The organism is Pedobacter sp. AC212, assembly GCF_979258625.1.
In genome coordinates this window covers 4600009-4615523 of the sequence record NZ_OZ409870.1, presented here as the reverse complement: position 1 = coordinate 4615523, position 15515 = coordinate 4600009, and the positions used below count along the sequence as shown (strand labels likewise).

At 37.7% G+C, this 15515-nt stretch carries 15 protein-coding genes; 8 read left to right on the top strand and 7 right to left on the bottom strand.

What is annotated here, in order from left to right:
- Positions 1 to 144: 144 nt before the first annotated feature.
- Positions 145 to 2211, bottom strand: coding sequence for a tetratricopeptide repeat-containing sensor histidine kinase (locus tag ACZZZC_RS19810; protein ID WP_463487993.1), 2067 nt, complete (start codon positions 2209 to 2211; stop codon positions 145 to 147).
- 529 nt (positions 2212 to 2740) lie between these two features.
- On the opposite strand from ACZZZC_RS19810, the gene ACZZZC_RS19805 reads away from it, so the two are divergent.
- Complete coding sequence (locus ACZZZC_RS19805; protein ID WP_463487992.1) at positions 2741 to 3196, top strand: NUDIX domain-containing protein; 456 nt, start codon at positions 2741 to 2743, stop codon at positions 3194 to 3196.
- Here the strand turns inward: ACZZZC_RS19805 and ACZZZC_RS19800 are convergent.
- Positions 3193 to 4290 (bottom strand): DNA alkylation repair protein, encoded by a 1098-nt coding sequence (locus ACZZZC_RS19800; protein WP_463487991.1) that lies wholly within the window; start codon positions 4288 to 4290, stop codon positions 3193 to 3195. The genes ACZZZC_RS19805 and ACZZZC_RS19800 overlap by 4 nt on opposite strands.
- A 149-nt stretch (positions 4291 to 4439) precedes the next feature.
- On the opposite strand from ACZZZC_RS19800, the gene ACZZZC_RS19795 reads away from it, so the two are divergent.
- The 4 genes from ACZZZC_RS19795 (at position 4440) to ACZZZC_RS19780 (ending at position 9057) form a co-directional block, all read left to right on the top strand.
- Entirely contained in the window at positions 4440 to 5282 is an 843-nt protein-coding gene (locus ACZZZC_RS19795) for an NAD(P)-dependent oxidoreductase (protein WP_463487990.1), read from the top strand.
- A 559-nt stretch (positions 5283 to 5841) separates the two neighbouring features.
- On the top strand, positions 5842 to 6231 hold the full coding sequence (locus tag ACZZZC_RS19790; RefSeq protein WP_463487989.1) for a BlaI/MecI/CopY family transcriptional regulator: 390 nt from the start codon (positions 5842 to 5844) through the stop codon (positions 6229 to 6231).
- A gap of 28 nt (positions 6232 to 6259) precedes the next feature.
- Positions 6260 to 8137, top strand: coding sequence for a M56 family metallopeptidase (locus tag ACZZZC_RS19785; RefSeq protein WP_463487988.1), 1878 nt, complete (start codon positions 6260 to 6262; stop codon positions 8135 to 8137).
- 77 nt (positions 8138 to 8214) lie between these two features.
- Positions 8215 to 9057, top strand: a complete 843-nt coding sequence (locus ACZZZC_RS19780) for an alpha/beta hydrolase (RefSeq protein ID WP_463487987.1) — start codon at positions 8215 to 8217, stop codon at positions 9055 to 9057.
- On the opposite strand, the gene ACZZZC_RS19775 is transcribed toward ACZZZC_RS19780, so the two are convergent.
- The 3 genes from ACZZZC_RS19775 to ACZZZC_RS19765 are packed head-to-tail and all read right to left on the bottom strand — an operon-like array spanning position 9054 to position 11520.
- On the bottom strand, positions 9054 to 10343 hold the full coding sequence (locus tag ACZZZC_RS19775) for a GntT/GntP/DsdX family permease (protein ID WP_463487986.1): 1290 nt from the start codon (positions 10341 to 10343) through the stop codon (positions 9054 to 9056). The genes ACZZZC_RS19780 and ACZZZC_RS19775 overlap by 4 nt on opposite strands.
- A 31-nt stretch (positions 10344 to 10374) precedes the next feature.
- Complete coding sequence (locus tag ACZZZC_RS19770) at positions 10375 to 10557, bottom strand: hypothetical protein (RefSeq protein WP_463483710.1); 183 nt, start codon at positions 10555 to 10557, stop codon at positions 10375 to 10377.
- Positions 10558 to 10599: 42 nt separating this feature from the next.
- Positions 10600 to 11520, bottom strand: a complete 921-nt coding sequence (locus ACZZZC_RS19765; protein ID WP_463487985.1) for a diacylglycerol/lipid kinase family protein — start codon at positions 11518 to 11520, stop codon at positions 10600 to 10602.
- 66 nt (positions 11521 to 11586) lie between these two features.
- Between ACZZZC_RS19765 and surE the strand changes: the two genes are divergently transcribed.
- Positions 11587 to 12327, top strand: coding sequence for a 5'/3'-nucleotidase SurE (gene surE, locus ACZZZC_RS19760; protein ID WP_463483708.1), 741 nt, complete (start codon positions 11587 to 11589; stop codon positions 12325 to 12327).
- Positions 12328 to 12349: 22 nt separating this feature from the next.
- On the opposite strand, the gene ACZZZC_RS19755 is transcribed toward surE, so the two are convergent.
- Both ACZZZC_RS19755 and ACZZZC_RS19750 read right to left on the bottom strand, forming a co-directional pair.
- Positions 12350 to 12892 (bottom strand): lipocalin family protein, encoded by a 543-nt coding sequence (locus tag ACZZZC_RS19755; protein WP_463487984.1) that lies wholly within the window; start codon positions 12890 to 12892, stop codon positions 12350 to 12352.
- Between the two features lie 89 nt (positions 12893 to 12981).
- Entirely contained in the window at positions 12982 to 13845 is an 864-nt protein-coding gene (locus ACZZZC_RS19750) for an AraC family transcriptional regulator (protein WP_463487983.1), read from the bottom strand.
- 204 nt (positions 13846 to 14049) lie between these two features.
- Between ACZZZC_RS19750 and hxlB the strand changes: the two genes are divergently transcribed.
- Both hxlB and hxlA read left to right on the top strand, forming a co-directional pair.
- Positions 14050 to 14682 (top strand): 6-phospho-3-hexuloisomerase, encoded by a 633-nt coding sequence (gene hxlB / locus ACZZZC_RS19745; RefSeq protein ID WP_463487982.1) that lies wholly within the window; start codon positions 14050 to 14052, stop codon positions 14680 to 14682.
- A gap of 29 nt (positions 14683 to 14711) precedes the next feature.
- Complete coding sequence (hxlA, locus tag ACZZZC_RS19740) at positions 14712 to 15344, top strand: 3-hexulose-6-phosphate synthase (RefSeq protein ID WP_463487981.1); 633 nt, start codon at positions 14712 to 14714, stop codon at positions 15342 to 15344.
- The last annotated feature ends 171 nt before the right edge of the window (positions 15345 to 15515 follow it).

Genomic DNA, 15515 nt, shown 5'->3' with positions numbered 1-15515 from the left:
AGTTGGCCTAATGATCTGCCATAGTTCTGTAGCCATCCTTTCTAATGAACTAACGAATAGTTTGAGTTTAGCTACAGAAAGCCTTGCCAAAAAAAATGCGATGCTAATCTTAGCCTCCACTGGTTATGGTATTTGTTGATGTGGTTATCTAGGTAACATTACAAAGAAAGTAGTGCCTTTATCATTATTGTTTTCAAAAAAAATTTTGCCACCATGTTCCTCAACTATTTGTTTAGCAATAATTAGCCCCAGGCCGAAAGATTGTTCGCCCGTTGTACCGACTCTATTTTTTCTCGAATCATCGATTTCAAAAATAGCTTCTCTAAGTTCTAAAGGAATTCCGATTCCTTCATCTTTAACCGATATCAGGACATGATCTTCGTCAATGGATGTTTGAAGCTTAATTGTCGTATTATTAGGGCTGAATTTTATAGCATTCGTAATTAAATTACTAATCACACGCCAAATTTTTTCTCTATTAATTTTAATGTAAACCGGATCACTTACACATTCTATTATTTGCTCTTTTTCTATCGCTTTGTGCTTGGTGATATTTACACAGTAATCCAATAAGGTGCTCAGCTCTACATTTTCCTTTTCGATGTTGGTTTGCTGAGATTTCAGTTTCAGTAGCTCATCAATAAATTTTAAAGAATCTTTACCTGTATTTTTGATCAGGTTTATCATGTTGTAATCATCTTCTTTAATATCAGTGCTGTCCATTATTAAGCCAGCCATGCTTACGATTGCTCCTATTGGGCTTCGCAAATCATGAGCAATTAAGTCCATAACTTTTCTGTTCTCTTCCTGGCTTTCTTTTAAAGCGAAAAGTGTTTGTTCCAACTCGAAGTTTTTATCATTTAGTTGGCTATTGAGAATATTTAAATGACTATTTGTTTTTTTAGAGGCCTTCCAAATTTTATAAAGTTGGAATAGGATAACCAGCGTTGTTAGAGATACTATTGTAGCAATGATTAAATAAAGTATAGCAACCTGACGGTCTTTCTTCAATAACCTTATTTCATATTCTTTTTGAAGGTTAAAAAATTCAGCGCCTAAATCAGTGTTTTTAACCTCCAGTTTTTCTTTAGTTTCTTCGTTGAGCTCCTTAATGTATATATACGTGAGTTGCCTAGCTTTTTTAGTTTGTCCGGTTTGATTTAGATATTCTAGCTGAAGTTTATCCCACTTTAATTTTGGATAAGGGGTTAAGGGGTTTCGAATTTCAGTAGCTACATCCTGCATCAAGGCTTCGGCAGATTTTATCTCATTTAAATCAAGATAAAGCATTGCAAGGCTCATTTTTGTTTGTTGCTGGTAATACTGATCATTTCGCGGAGGAGCATTTAACCGTATACTTTCTTTAAAATAAAACTCGGCTTTCTGTAAATCATATTCGGTGTAATATATTTCTCCTAGGTTACTGTAAACAACCGCTCTTGCACACTTTATAAAATAAGGTTCATATTTAAATGTAGCTTCATTTTTATCGATGTAGGCCAGCGCTTTCCGATAGTAAAACTTAGCACTATCAAGCATGCCAGCATTTGCATAACTTAATCCTGCATTGTCTAAATACATTTGCGTGTTAACAAAACCCATAAAAACGCCCTTATCTATCACTTCATCGTTGCAAGCTTCAAGATATAATGCCGCCGCCTGCCTGTATTTTCCACTTTTGTAACACGCATCTGCTAAACGGAAGTTTACTCTAATCCTGCTTTTTGGTATTTTTTTTAATAATTGCTTTGCCTGAAAATAATTTTTATATGCCGCTGAATAATGCTTCATTTTAACTAGAACATCACCTTTAGATAGGTAACATTGTGCAGTTTGGTTTAAATATTTCCCTTTTACTTTTGACAGGCCAAGCCAATAAGCCATGCTATCTGTATACAAAAGTGCAGTCCGTAAATTTGTTTCCTCTTCTTTATGCGAGGCTAAACTTACATACATACGCTGTTTGAAGTAAGCAACCATGTACCGATCTTCATAACCAGGATTATCGATTGTACGCAATACGGAATCTAAATATGGAAAAGCCTTTTCACTATTGATAACCTCTGCTTGCGCAATAAATTTGCTCAGAAATTCATTGTGGTCTTCTGGTTCGGATTTGAAATATTTGCAGGAAAAAATGGTTAATAAAATTCCAGCAAAAAAAAAGTTTTTGAATATAAAAAGCGGTAACCTTCTAATCTTTAAATACAATATGGGGACGAATTAACTGTTTTAAATATAATAGTTTTAATCAAAAAAGGGCGCTATTCGACTTAAAATTTTGCATTCTTAAATGAAGTATGATTGTGATGTGCTAATTTATGTAGCTTACAAGGTGTTACGGTGGGATTAACCTAAGTGTGATTATTAATTCTCTTTTTTTTGTCTATGTCATTGCCTGCCTGCAGTAAGCATGCGAGAAGGCTTTTTCAGCAGACGAAGTTACCAAGCAATCCCTATAGGACAATCTTTCCTCGCAAGATAGATTGCTTCAGCTCCCTTAGCCCAGCTTCGCAATGACGTTGCATAAGAAAATGTATCGCAAGGGGTGTTAAAATGCATAAATAATAATCGAACTCAGGTTATTACAATGTATTTCAGGAAGCTTAACGGATTGGTTTTAACCACAAAACTTGAAATTCATGAAAATTATTGAAGCTATATACTTTACACGCTAAATAATGAAAACATATTTGTGGATTTTTTGTAATGCTTACTTATCAATTATTTATTTCAGAAAATGAGATTAAGCGCTGGATTACTTCTTTTTCGTATAAAAGATAAAGCTTTAGAGTTTTTTTTGATTCACCCTGGTGGACCGCTTTATGCCAAGAAAGACGCCGGCGTTTGGTCGATACCAAAAGGCGAACCCGATGAAGGCGAGGACCTATTTGCGGCTGCAAAAAGAGAATTTGAAGAGGAGGTTGGCATAGAGGTTAAGGGCAACTTTTTAGAACTGCAGCCTATTATTCAAAAGGGTGGGAAAAAGGTTTTTTGTTGGGCAGTGGAAGGCGATTTAGATCCTGCGACGCTGGTGAGCAATACTTTCGAAATGGAATGGCCACCAAAATCGGGCAAGAAACAAAGTTTTGCAGAAGTAGACCGAGGCAATTGGTTCAACTATAGCGATGCCGTTATCGCTATTAAAGATAGACAAATCCCGTTATTGGATGAATTAATAGCGATGCTCAACTAAGCCATTAATTCGAAATGACTGATTTCCTTTTCAGCACCATTAATAATCATTGAAATTTGATGGTTGCCCAGATGAAACTTCCGTGTGGTAATTAGTACGAATTTTTGCTTACGAAGAATGTTTATTTCTGCTTCAGGAGGGTAAACCCGCTCTGAAATTTTAAACACTTTTTTTGTGTTCTGCCCATTTTGCTTTTTATAATAAATGGCGTACTCCAACCTGATTTTTTTCTCCATTTCATTTTCATTTTTAATGCAGAAAGAAAAAGCTAAACTTTCGCCAATCTTTATAGCTGGTGTGAGAATTTTAAAATCTTTTATTAAGATTCCGTCATCATTTAGACCATAATGTTTTAAAATTTCGGCATTCCCCTGTTTTAAGAGGGTTCGGCTACCATGTTTAATTATAGCATCGGTTTCGGGGCTTAATCCCGTCCAAGTTTGCGCTACCTTTATCACCACATCAGGATGATCTTTGGCAATATCATTTAAGCTATTTGCCACGCTTCTCCTCACATATTCTGACGAATCCTGTTTTAAGTTATTCAAAATTGGTAAAATTGAAGTTGGATCTTTTTTTAAAAATGGAATTGCCCTGGCCCAAGGTAGTCTTGGTCGGCTTCCTTCGCTGGCCAATCTTCTCACTTTATGATTTTTATGTAAAGACCAATTCAACATCTTTTCTATCATTTTTTGTTCGTACCTCAAAATAAAAGGGCGAACAGCAAATTCGCAACTTACAAATTGAGTAACAAATTCAAGTGCTTCAACCGATTCTTCAAAATAATCAATTCCATAGGTTTCTAAATAATCGGGCAAAAACATAAAAGCCAGTCCATCTTCTCCAATTCCGGCAATTCGCAATTGCTCAATTGTTTTTTTTAATAGCGAAATAGTTGCTACATAATCATCAGGCATGAATTCTTTTAACACCCTTGTAGTATGTTTCATTCGCTCCTTCAGTTCTTTAGATTCAAAATCTGAAACGTAAATATTTTTGATGAACTGAGCTTTGTCGAAATTGGGAATGGAAACGAATAAAGCACTGCCCAATCGATCGTAAAAGGCTGGAGAATATAAATCTTTAAGTAACATATAGCAAATTTAAGCTTTGGGTAATATTGATTATTGAAATGTTTTTAACAATTAGCTTCTGTTTTGTTTGTAAACCAAATCATTTGCATAAAATTAATTATTGAGCCATTTATTTTCCAAATTTGTTAATCACTTAAAAATAAAATAACATGAAGATAGGATGGATAGGTTTGGGTAATATGGGAATCCCGATGGCAACACAACTAATTGATGCAACTGATCAGGTTGTAGTTTATAATAGGAGCAAGGGTAAAGAAATTGAATTGCAAAAACGGGGCGCTACCCTTGCTGATACACCACAAGCACTTCTGAAAATGGTAGATATGGTATTCGTAATGGTTTCTGATGATCAGGCAATTGAACAACTTTTTGATGGTGAAAATGGTTTGCTTTCGTCAGATGCAAGAGGGAAAATTATCATCAATATGAGTACAGTTTCTCCCGGTATTTCTAAACAGATGAGCCATAAATGCAAATTGAAAGGCAATGATTATCTCGATGCGCCTGTTTCGGGTAGCGTTAAGCAGGCAGAAACCGGGCAGCTGGTAATTATGGTAGGCGGTGAAGAAGAGGTTTTCGAGAAGGCCAAACCCGTACTACAAAAATTAGGTAAGTTAACCCTGCGTGTTGGAGAAGTAGGGGCGGGAAATCAGGCTAAACTGGCTATTAATTCTCTGCTGGCCTTATATACGCAAGGTTTAGCCGAAACCGTTTTATTTGCCAATCAAAATGGAATTAAAACCGATGATCTTTTGCAGCTCATTACCAATGCCGCCATCGGTAATGTTTTTACCAAAATAAAGGGTGATGCTATTCTTGCTGAAAATTATAAACCAGCATTTGCTTTGAAGCATATTGTTAAGGATTTAAAATTGGCACGGGCTGAAGGTATCTCTTCGCCATTGGCAAAAACTGCATTGAAAACTTTCGAAAATGCTGAAGCTGAATATGGTGAGGAGGATTTAATTGCCGTAATTAAAGCCTTAAAGTAAGAGATTTCGGGTCAGATCAGCTGATAGTTGTTCCTGAATCATGCATTTCATGATAAATCGTTCGCTTAATTTAAAGAACAATATTTCGCTCGAATGGGTATTTAATAGTTGTTATCGCTTTAGGATTCCCGCCTTCGCGGGAATGACGCAAGAGTAGTAAAGGATTCCTGGTTGCTTTAATGTCTTATAGATTTACAACAAATATTAAAGTTCGCCGTCCTACCATTGACGTTTAACTTTTCGTTTTGCGAAATCAATTTTTCATGCCTCGCGAAGATTGTTATAACTGCTCCTAATTTATGCTGCTATGTTGTGATTATTATCCTCGGTCTGTGTCCCCACAGATTAAAACTGTAAAATGGTCTGTGAGGACACAGACCATGGTTTTTTGAAACTTTGCAATTGAGATTACTTCGTTGGCTAAAAAGGCCGCGTCCCAGGAAAGACAGTTTAAGTTATTCATATTGCTTTTTATAAAATAAATTATCCCTCAACTCGACATAAAAATATAAAATAAGGTAATATTTGTATCGTACGAAAAATATCGTACCTTTAATTTATGAAGAATAATCAAGCTGATCATAATTTGCCAGAACCAACCAAAGCTGAACTAGAAATTCTGCAGGTGCTTTGGGAGTTCGGTCCCTCTACCGTTCGCTTTGTAAACGAAAAACTGAACGAGAATAGGGAGGTAAACTATACGTCAACGTTGAAACAGATGCAAATTTTAACCGAAAAGGGAATTTTAAAACGTGATGAAAGCCAAATGAAGCACATTTATATTCCTGTGGAGGCCGAAGAAAAAACTAAAGTTCAACTGCTCGATCGTTTTGTAAACACTTTGTACAAAGGCTCTGCATCGCAATTAATGATGCAACTTTTAGGCAATAAAAAAACTTCGAAAGAAGAAATTGAAGAGATTAGACGGCTATTGGAGGGTATGGAATAAATATTAAAAATTCTAAAGAACCACAATTATGAATTTTAAACATTTTGATTTTTTGCCCGAAAACTGGTTAAATGCTTTAGGCACCATGTTATTCCACTCTTTATGGATGGGTGTAATGCTGGCCATTATTGCAGGGGCAATTATGTTTGCCACCAGAAAAGCAAGTGCAAAGCTTCGTTATAATTTGCTTACTGGCTGTTTATTGCTATTCGTTTTCGCTATTTCCCTTACGTTCTATCTGGAACTAAGCCATCAAGCCGCTAATACAAATGCTAAACAAACCACTGAGGTGGCCATTCATTTAGCCAATTCGAGCCAAAGCCAGTTTATAGCTGCTATTCAGTTTGATTTATTTTCGAACCTAAATAAGGTTTTGAGCATCTGGAATTCATATGCTTATCAAATTGTATTGCTTTGGTTCTTAATTATTTGTGGTAAAAGTGTGCAGTTACTTGTTGGTTTAAGCAGCATTTATCGTTTAAGAAACAACCAAACTTATGCGGCTGGCAAAACCTGGGATGAACATTTGGACTTGCTATCCCGTAAACTTGGTTTAAATCAAGACGTAAGGATGTTGCAATCGGGAATTGTGAAAGTGCCGTTGGTGGTTGGCCATTTGAAACCACTCATTTTAATCCCTCTAGGTTTACTAAACGGGTTGAGCACCGTAGAGGTGGAGGCCATTTTGGCTCATGAACTGGCACACGTAAAGCGCAGGGATTATCTGGTGAACTTGTTACAGAGTGCTATCGAAATTGTATTCTTCTTTAATCCAGCGGTATTGTGGGTATCGCAACTTATTAAAACCGAACGCGAACATTGTTGCGATGATTTGGCCATTTCATGTGTAAACGACAGGAAAGATTATGTTAAGGCCTTAATTTTTTGTCAGGAGTTTAAGCAGTGTGCACCTGCTTATGCAATGGGCATAAATGGTAAAAACGGTAGTCTGCTACATAGGGCAAGCAGAATGTTATTTAACACCAATTCAACTTTAAACAAAATGGAAAAGACAATATTAACCATCGCATTGGTTTCCACTGTGATTTTTACTGCAGCCTTTAAAAATGTAGGCAAAGCAGCATCAATAAGTAGCGCAACTATTTCTAACTCAATTCTAGCGGTGCAGGATACAGCGAAGAAAAATAAATCTGCCGAGCAGTTGGAAAAGGAAATTGAGCAGAAAATAAAAGCCGCAGAAAGGAAGGCAAAAGAGAAAAATAAGCCGACCAAAAAATCATCTGGTAAACAGAATCAGACTGATTATGAAGAGATTGCTAAACAAGCAAAACGCGATGCCAAGCAGGCGGTAATTGACGCAAAGCAGGCTGTAATTGATGCTGAGGTAGCAAAAAAAGATGCTGAGGTAGCGCAGAAAGATGCAGCTCAAGCGGTAATCGATGCCAGGGTTGCTGAAGAGGATTCTAAACAGGCGATTATTGATGCCCGACAGGCAGCAAAGGATTCTAGAGACTTTCAAAAACCAGCAAAGATGGGTAGTGTGCCGAGAACTCCGAAGCCACCTAAAACACCAAGAATAAATAATGCACCTGTTCCAACAGCGCCACCAGCACTGCCTTTGCCTCGATTAAATGTTACTCCACCCGCTACGCCGCCCGCTCCACCAAAAGCTAATGGCCACTCAACCGTTAGTGAAGGAAATACTGTGAGTGTGCATGTTGAGAATGGAAAAGATAATTCAAATAAAATCATCACTCAGTTATTGAACGATGGATTAATTTCCAATACCACAAAACTTTCATTTTCTTTGGATAAGATTAACCTGATTGTGAATGGAGTAAAACAAAGTAAAAGTCTTCACACAAAATACAGATCAAAATATTTGGAAGGTAATAGCCATTTATTAAGTTATGCGGTAAACGTAACAAAGACTACGAAAAAATAAATCTGTTAGCTGCTGCTTAAGTGATTTTGCTTTGTGATGAAAATGTTCTACTTTCAGTCGAAAATCATCTTTCAGATATGAAAAAAGGAATATTCAATTGCCTTGCACCAATTATAGTTTTACTATCATCGCAGCTAAGTTTTGCAGCAACTGTTGATACGGTGCTTACTCACAGCAACGTGATGAATAAGGACATTAAGGCTGTTGTTGTGAAACCTCAGAATTATGAAGCTTCATCAAAACGATTTCCGGTTTTATATTTATTACACGGTGCCGGGGGTAAGTATTCTGATTGGCTACTAAACACCAAAGACAAAGAAGCGGTTAAAAAATTAGCAGACAACTTTGGAATGATGGTCGTTTGCCCGGATGGAGGAGTAACTAGCTGGTATTTCGATAGTCCGGTCGACCCTTCCTATCAATACGAAACTTATGTTTCAAAAGAATTGGTCGAATTTGTTGATCGGAAATATCGCTCTATTTTAGATAGAAATGGCCGGGCAATAACAGGTTTAAGTATGGGCGGTCATGGAGGTTTATATCTCGCTTTCAGGCACCAGGATGTTTATGGTGCCTGTGGAAGTATGAGCGGAGGAGTGGACATCAGACCTTTTCCCGAAAACTGGAATATTGCAAAAAGGCTTGGTCCCTACAACCAGTTTCCTGAACGTTGGGAAGCCAATACCGTAATTAATTTAACACATCTTTTAAGTCCGAATAAATTGGCCATTATATTTGATGTTGGCCGGAACGATTTTTTCTATGATGTTAATGTCGCCCTGCATGATAAACTAACGGCCCGCAACATTCCTCACGATTTTACAGTACGGCCTGGAGCTCACAATTTTGAGTATTGGGAGAATGCCGTTGCTTACCAAATGATGTATTTCAGTAAATTTTTTAATAAAAATAATAACTAAAAGTTTAACTGGTTTAAAGCTAAAACCCCAATCAAGCCTAAAATAGATACGATGCTTTCCATCATGGTCCAGGTGCTGAAAGTTTCTTTTAAGGTGAGATTAAAATATTCTTTAAACATCCAAAAACCGGTATCGTTTACGTGAGAGAACATTAAACTGCCGGCGCCAACCGAAAGTACCATTAACTCTGGAGGCGCACTTGGGCCAATTAACGGCAAAACCATTCCGGAAGCGGTAAGTGCAGCTACAGTTGCCGAACCCAGTGTAACCCGAAGTGCTGCGGTAATTAGCCAGGCTAAGATTAATGGCGAAAGACTTAGGTTTGCAGTTAAAGTTTTAACCGTTTCGCCCATGCCACTATCGATTAAGATTTGTTTAAAGGCACCACCAGCAGCGATAATTAAAATAATCATGGCGATGCTTTTAACCCCTTCGGCGCAAGATTCCATTGCTTTCTCAATACTGCTCTGTTGAAGAAATAAGGTAATTAGTACAGAAATTAATAAAGCCGCCGTTGGATCTGCAAGGAAAACAAAGAAGGTTTTCCCAACGTAAGGAAAGTTTATACTGCTTCCAGCGGTTCCGGCAACGATTAAAAAAACCGGGAGCAGTGCAGTAATAAAACTTCTGGCGGCCGAAGGTAAATTTTTTCCTTCTTCGATGACTAAAGTGGATAGGATTGGCTGATCTTTTTTAATGATTAATCGCGGAAAAAAAACACCAGCAATTGCCGCAATTGGCAAGGCTAAAATTAAGCCGTAAATAAGCGTTTTGCCTATATCGGCATGGAAAATTCCTGCTAATGCAACCGGACCAGGATGTGGTGGTAAAAAGCCATGTGTTACCGAAAGAGCAGTAGCCATTGGTAAGCCGATGTATAACTTCGAAAGACCTGTAGCAGCGGATATGGCGAAAACCAAAGGAATTAGTACTACAAAACCGGCATTGTAAAACAATGGGATGCCGACCATGAGTCCGGTAATTAATACCGCCCATTGGATATTGTTTTTGCCAAAAGCTTTAATCAGAATAAACACAATTCTTTGTGCGGAACCGCTATCCTCAATTAATTTTCCCATCATAGCACCAAGGGCAAGTACCATTACCATGCTGCCCAGCGTACTGCCGACACCGCTGGTAATCGAACTCATTACGTTTGCTGCAGGCATGCCCAGGAACAAACCAGTCAAAATAGCAACTGCCAATAAGGCAATCATCGGGTTAATCTTTTTTAAGATCAATACAAAGAGAACCAGAATTCCGAGTAGCAGAATAAGTATTGACATGGTTGTTGGTTTAAGGGAATATCTTTAAGACTTACTTTTTCACAATGATTGTTCTTCCCGTGACGAGATAAAATTCGTAAATTTTGTATAAACCGTCGTCGTCTATCTCAATGCTTTCCACCAGGCCGGTTTTACTAAAGGTATCGGTTACCATATCGCCAATTTTAACATCCCGGAGTACATCATCAGGCGTTTCACTGTTTAATCTGATCATGTAGTAAATGTATTATTTAAACAATAAATACGGATAGAAAATTTACTTTAACTCCTCTTTATTCACAATTACTTCTAAAAGGCTGTGCAATAATGAAATTGTTAAGTTAATTTCCTTGCCCTCATTTTTAATTTCATCATCGATATGAATGTCCGACCCTTTCCAGGTAATGTTTAGTTTTTTGGTTTGAATGGGCTTGATTGGGAAGGTATTTTTTTTGCCATCAATAATGTCCTGAATGTATTTCTCCATTACCTTTCGCTTTTCTACCGGAACAATAACAACATCAAAGAAACCATCACCAGGATCAGCGTTTTCACTAAGTTTTAAGTTTGGCCCTAATCTGGAAATATTCATCACTTCTACCATCAAACAATCTTTTTCAATTACTTGATCATCAATTTCTATCCTGCAAGCAATTGCCGGGTATGATTGTGATATTTTCAGTAAGGTATCGAGCGCAAGTTCAAATTCATCCTCGGCCGATTTGATATGATCGGTATTGGTGTTTTCTAAAGTTTCTATCAGTTTAGGAAAAACTCCGAAACCAACAGCTTCTATAAAGTAAGCTACTTTTTCCAAACCTAACACCTGGCCCACATCAAAATTCCGAAGTTTATACGAATCCCAGGTAGAAATATTTTTACCTACATCTTCAGTAATTCCCAATGATGTAGCAATATTATTGGCTGTACCGAAAGGAAGCAAAGCAATAGGTCTTTTAAATTTTAGCTTTTTGCTTAACAAATTCATAATCGTTTTACGAATCGTACCATCGCCGCCGGCTATCGCAATAAACTCGGTTTCTGGTGCTATATCTTTTAACGATTTACTGTTCGAGGCCACACAAGAACACTTGTAACCGTAGGATTTCATGATCTTTATAATCTCTGTTTTGGAATGTTTCCCCTCTCCAGCGGTTGGATTATGAACTAAACGAACCAATTTATCTGCCTTTTTCATATTGATTGGAACAATATCGCTGTCAATTAGGTTTTAAAGTATAGCACATAATTTTAACTATTGATCATGAATATTCTCATCACAAATGACGACGGTATCTATAGTCCGGGGATTGCAGCTTTAGCAAAAATTGCACAGCGCTTCGGCACAGTAAGGATTGTAGCTCCCGATGTAGAACAATCATCAATGGGGCATGCCATTACACACTCGCGGCCGTTATCCATCAAATCATCACCAATAACATTCGAAAACGTTGATGCCTTTCGTGTAAATGGAACTCCTGCCGATTGTGTCGCCTTGGGCCTGCACATGTTTCCTGATACCAATGTGGTGCTATCGGGGATTAATATGGGGCCAAATTTGGGTAACTCCATGTGGCATTCGGGTACCTTAGCCGCCGCTAAGCAAGCAGTGCTATTAGGCATTAAAGGAATTGCCTTAAGTACACCAGTTGGTAAAACGGAGCCTGATTTTAGTGCAATTGACCCTTTTGTAGAGCAAACACTTCAAATTCTGTTGCAAAACGATGATTTGAGGCTTTACAATGTAAATTTCCCGCCGAAGCCGATAGATATCAAATGGACCAGGCAATCCGTTAGACTTTATGATGGACAAGTGGTTCCAGGTGAGGATCCGATGGGTAGAAAGCATTTCTGGATTACGGTAACGCCACTCGAGCCAGCCGATGAAAATACAGATCGCTGGGCTGTGGAGCATGATTTTGTATCCATCACGCCTTTACGGTTGGATTTAACCAATGAAAGCGAACTATCAGGTAAACTAGATATTATTGAGGTAAACCACTAAAAAAGGCATGATTGATAGTCGGCTATTGATCATGCTTTGTCCAGACCAAATCTGCAGTTTGATAACCTAAACCCTGTGCTTTTTTCAAATAAGCCTGTTTGATGTTTTCGGGAATCGTTTTCGTCCGCGATAAAATCCAAAGGTAATCCAGGTTATTCCCTACAACTAAAGCATATTGGTAATCTTTATCAATTTCAATTACGTTATAACCTGCATAAAATGGGCCGAAGAAGGAAACTTTCAATCTTGCTTCATCGTTTTCGTTTACAAATTTTGCCTTGCCTATGCTTTCCTTCCACTCTTTTTTAACGTAGTTGTATCCTTTATTATCAACTTTGATTGTTCCATCATCATTAAGCGAATAGGTCGCCGTTACATTATTTAAATCTTTTTCAAACTTAAAATCCATTCTGGCAATTTCGTACCACCTACCTAAATATTTATCTTTTTGAAAAGGTTTAACGGCCTTAGCGCCCTGCGGAATAGAAACACTGCAACTCGCATAACTAATAATGATCACGCCTAAAGTGGCTAGTAATATTGCATTTCTTAGCTTATTGTTCATGTGTATCTTTTTAGATTAATTGAACAGCTGTTTAGCAAAAAGGTTTTTTGATAGATCGATATTTAACATAATGATAACCTAACGCTGAACTAAATCAAAGTGTTAAATTTGGATTCGATATGGTTTTTAGCTTGTTTTTGAAATTCTTCAGGGGTTTGGTTGGATTGTTTTTTGAAAAATCTGCTAAAATAAGGCCGATCGGAAAAGCCAAGATCATAAGATATTTCTTTAATGGTAAGTTCGCTATGGATGATTTTCCTTTTCGCTTCCAAAATAATACGGTCATGAATAATTTGCATTCCTGTTTTGTTCAGCTTATCTTTCAAAATTTGATTTAAGCGCTTCGAACTGATTCCAATTTTACCAGCGTAAAAATCTGTGTTCCTAATTTGTTGATAATTGCTCTCCAGCAACATCAAAAATTCATAAACTCTTTTCTGGTTGATATCCTGGCTGGTAAAATCGTGCTCTTTGACTTGTATTAATTTTAAGATAAAAACTTTAAGTAATGCCTTTATGATGATTAAGTTATTTTCTGATTTGTGATATTCATTCTCTATCAGGCTATAAATGGCGCCTAACTCCTTTGCGGTTTCTCCATCAAGCCTAAGGCAGGAAAATTCTCCCTGAACATTAAATATCTTAAATAAATCTAACAAAAATTCTTTATCCTCTCCCTCAAGCACAGATCGTTTGAAAGATATCAATTCGCCATTCTTCCCTGCTTTGTTAAGTTGATGAACCCGATAGGGTGGGATAAGATAAATCCAGTCGCCCTTGCTGTCAATTTCCGAATGGGGCGATAAGGCATGTAAGGCATTCTCATTCTTCAGCCATACGATTTCGAAAAATTCTTTGCGGCTTGGATCGTTAAGGTAGCTCGGTGGGCAGTTATTTAGATTTCTAATGTAAATAACTGATTTTTCCAGATTGAAATCGCTTGCTGTGTTCATCACCATCAAAGTTAAACACTTAATTTCTTTGCAGTTGGATAATAAGGAACATATGGAGGACTATTCGGAAACTTAACAGGTATCATTAACTATTTATGACTTTTAAAGGATAGAATTTCCTGATTGTACCATAATAGTGGCTGATAGTATAACCAAATACGCAGCTGTCAAATCTACCTTTGAACAACAAATCAATCATTGGCAATGGAAGTTAAGACATTAATGGAAGAGGTGGAAAAAGATATAAAGGTATTGGATACGTTAGATAATCAGCAGCTGGTATGGAGTTTACAAACCAATTTGAACCAGATAATAGAAGAGAATTTAAATCTAGCTAAACGGCTGGAGCTTGAGCAAATCATCCCAGTTATTTATCAAATTCAACAGGCCAATCACATCTTCATTACTGCAGCTGGTCGTTCAGGTTTTGCAATGCGAGCAGCAGCCATGCGCCTGATGCATTTGGGTTTTAGCGTTTATTATGTCGGGGATACCACTACGCCAGCCATCAGCAAAGGAGATTTATTGATAGCTGCGTCAGGATCGGGCACCACTGAAACGATTGTCAGATCAGCAGAAAAATCGATTGAAGCAGGGGCGAAGCTGGTGGCCATAACTACAAACGCAACATCGAAATTGGCCGAGTTGGCAACTCATACCGTCATTATTCCTGCAGCAGAAAAGCAGGATCATAGCAAGAAAATTTCCAATCAGTATGCCGGTAGCCTCTTCGAGCAATTTCTTTTATTGCTTAATGATGCCATTTTTCAATCTCTATGGAAATTAAGCAATAAGCCTGCAGAAGTGCTTTGGAAGAACCATTCAAATTTAGAGTAAAATCATATTTATCATTTATAAAACAAATCATGGCAAAATTACAAGTAGCAATCGATTTATTAACAACAGAAGAGGCATTGGCTTTAGCGGCGAAAGTTGTACCCTATGTCGACATTATAGAATTGGGTACACCTTTAATCAAAAATATTGGATCAAGCGTAATCACAGCGATGAAAAATGCACATCCAGATAAACTGGTTTTTGCTGATCTGAAAACTGCTGATGCAGGCGAACTGGAAGCTGATATTGCTTTTAAAGCCGGAGCCGATTTAGTAACCGTGATGGGCGCAGCTGGAAATGCAACTATTATAGGCGCAGTAAAAGCTGCAAAAGCACATGGAAAAGGTATTGTCGTAGACACTATTGGCTATCCTGACAGGGTAAAAAGAGCACAAGAAGTGACGGAACTGGGCGTTGAATTTGTAGAACTACATGCTGGTTTAGATGAGCAGTGGACAGCTGGTTATTCTATTCAGGTTTTAATAGATGAGGCGACAAGAGTGGGCGTTCCAGTTTCAATTGCGGGTGGTGTAAATATTGAAAATGTAACAGCAGTAGTTAAAGCCGGCGTAAAAGTGGTGGTTGCAGGTGCGGCTATCTATGGTGCTGAAGATCCTGCTGCTGCAGCAAAAGCACTTCGTGAAGCAATTGATGCTGCTTAATCTCAGTAGTTTAATTACATTCAAAAAGGAGGCTGTATCATAAACAAGAAATGTCATACTGAACCTGTCGAAGGACTTGCTAAATATGCCTTTTGAGGCGTTTCGACAAGCTCAACGTGACAAGATTCAAGGATAAATTGATTTATGAGACAGCCTCCTTTTTTTATGAAG

What these genes read in the sequence shown, in the direction of transcription:
- ACZZZC_RS19755 (WP_463487984.1), bottom strand. Translation starts at nt 12,892, where the DNA reads ATGAACAATAAGCTAAGAAATGCAATATTACTAGCCACTTTAGGCGTG.
- ACZZZC_RS19805 (WP_463487992.1), top strand. Translation starts at nt 2,741, where the DNA reads ATGAGATTAAGCGCTGGATTACTTCTTTTTCGTATAAAAGATAAAGCT.
- ACZZZC_RS19750 (WP_463487983.1), bottom strand. Translation starts at nt 13,845, where the DNA reads ATGAACACAGCAAGCGATTTCAATCTGGAAAAATCAGTTATTTACATT.
- ACZZZC_RS19785 (WP_463487988.1), top strand. Translation starts at nt 6,260, where the DNA reads ATGAATTTTAAACATTTTGATTTTTTGCCCGAAAACTGGTTAAATGCT.
- hxlA (WP_463487981.1), top strand. Translation starts at nt 14,712, where the DNA reads ATGGCAAAATTACAAGTAGCAATCGATTTATTAACAACAGAAGAGGCA.
- ACZZZC_RS19765 (WP_463487985.1), bottom strand. Translation starts at nt 11,520, where the DNA reads ATGAAAAAGGCAGATAAATTGGTTCGTTTAGTTCATAATCCAACCGCT.
- surE (WP_463483708.1), top strand. Translation starts at nt 11,587, where the DNA reads ATGAATATTCTCATCACAAATGACGACGGTATCTATAGTCCGGGGATT.
- ACZZZC_RS19790 (WP_463487989.1), top strand. Translation starts at nt 5,842, where the DNA reads ATGAAGAATAATCAAGCTGATCATAATTTGCCAGAACCAACCAAAGCT.
- ACZZZC_RS19800 (WP_463487991.1), bottom strand. Translation starts at nt 4,290, where the DNA reads ATGTTACTTAAAGATTTATATTCTCCAGCCTTTTACGATCGATTGGGC.
- ACZZZC_RS19775 (WP_463487986.1), bottom strand. Translation starts at nt 10,343, where the DNA reads ATGTCAATACTTATTCTGCTACTCGGAATTCTGGTTCTCTTTGTATTG.
- ACZZZC_RS19780 (WP_463487987.1), top strand. Translation starts at nt 8,215, where the DNA reads ATGAAAAAAGGAATATTCAATTGCCTTGCACCAATTATAGTTTTACTA.
- ACZZZC_RS19795 (WP_463487990.1), top strand. Translation starts at nt 4,440, where the DNA reads ATGAAGATAGGATGGATAGGTTTGGGTAATATGGGAATCCCGATGGCA.
- hxlB (WP_463487982.1), top strand. Translation starts at nt 14,050, where the DNA reads ATGGAAGTTAAGACATTAATGGAAGAGGTGGAAAAAGATATAAAGGTA.
- ACZZZC_RS19770 (WP_463483710.1), bottom strand. Translation starts at nt 10,557, where the DNA reads ATGATCAGATTAAACAGTGAAACGCCTGATGATGTACTCCGGGATGTT.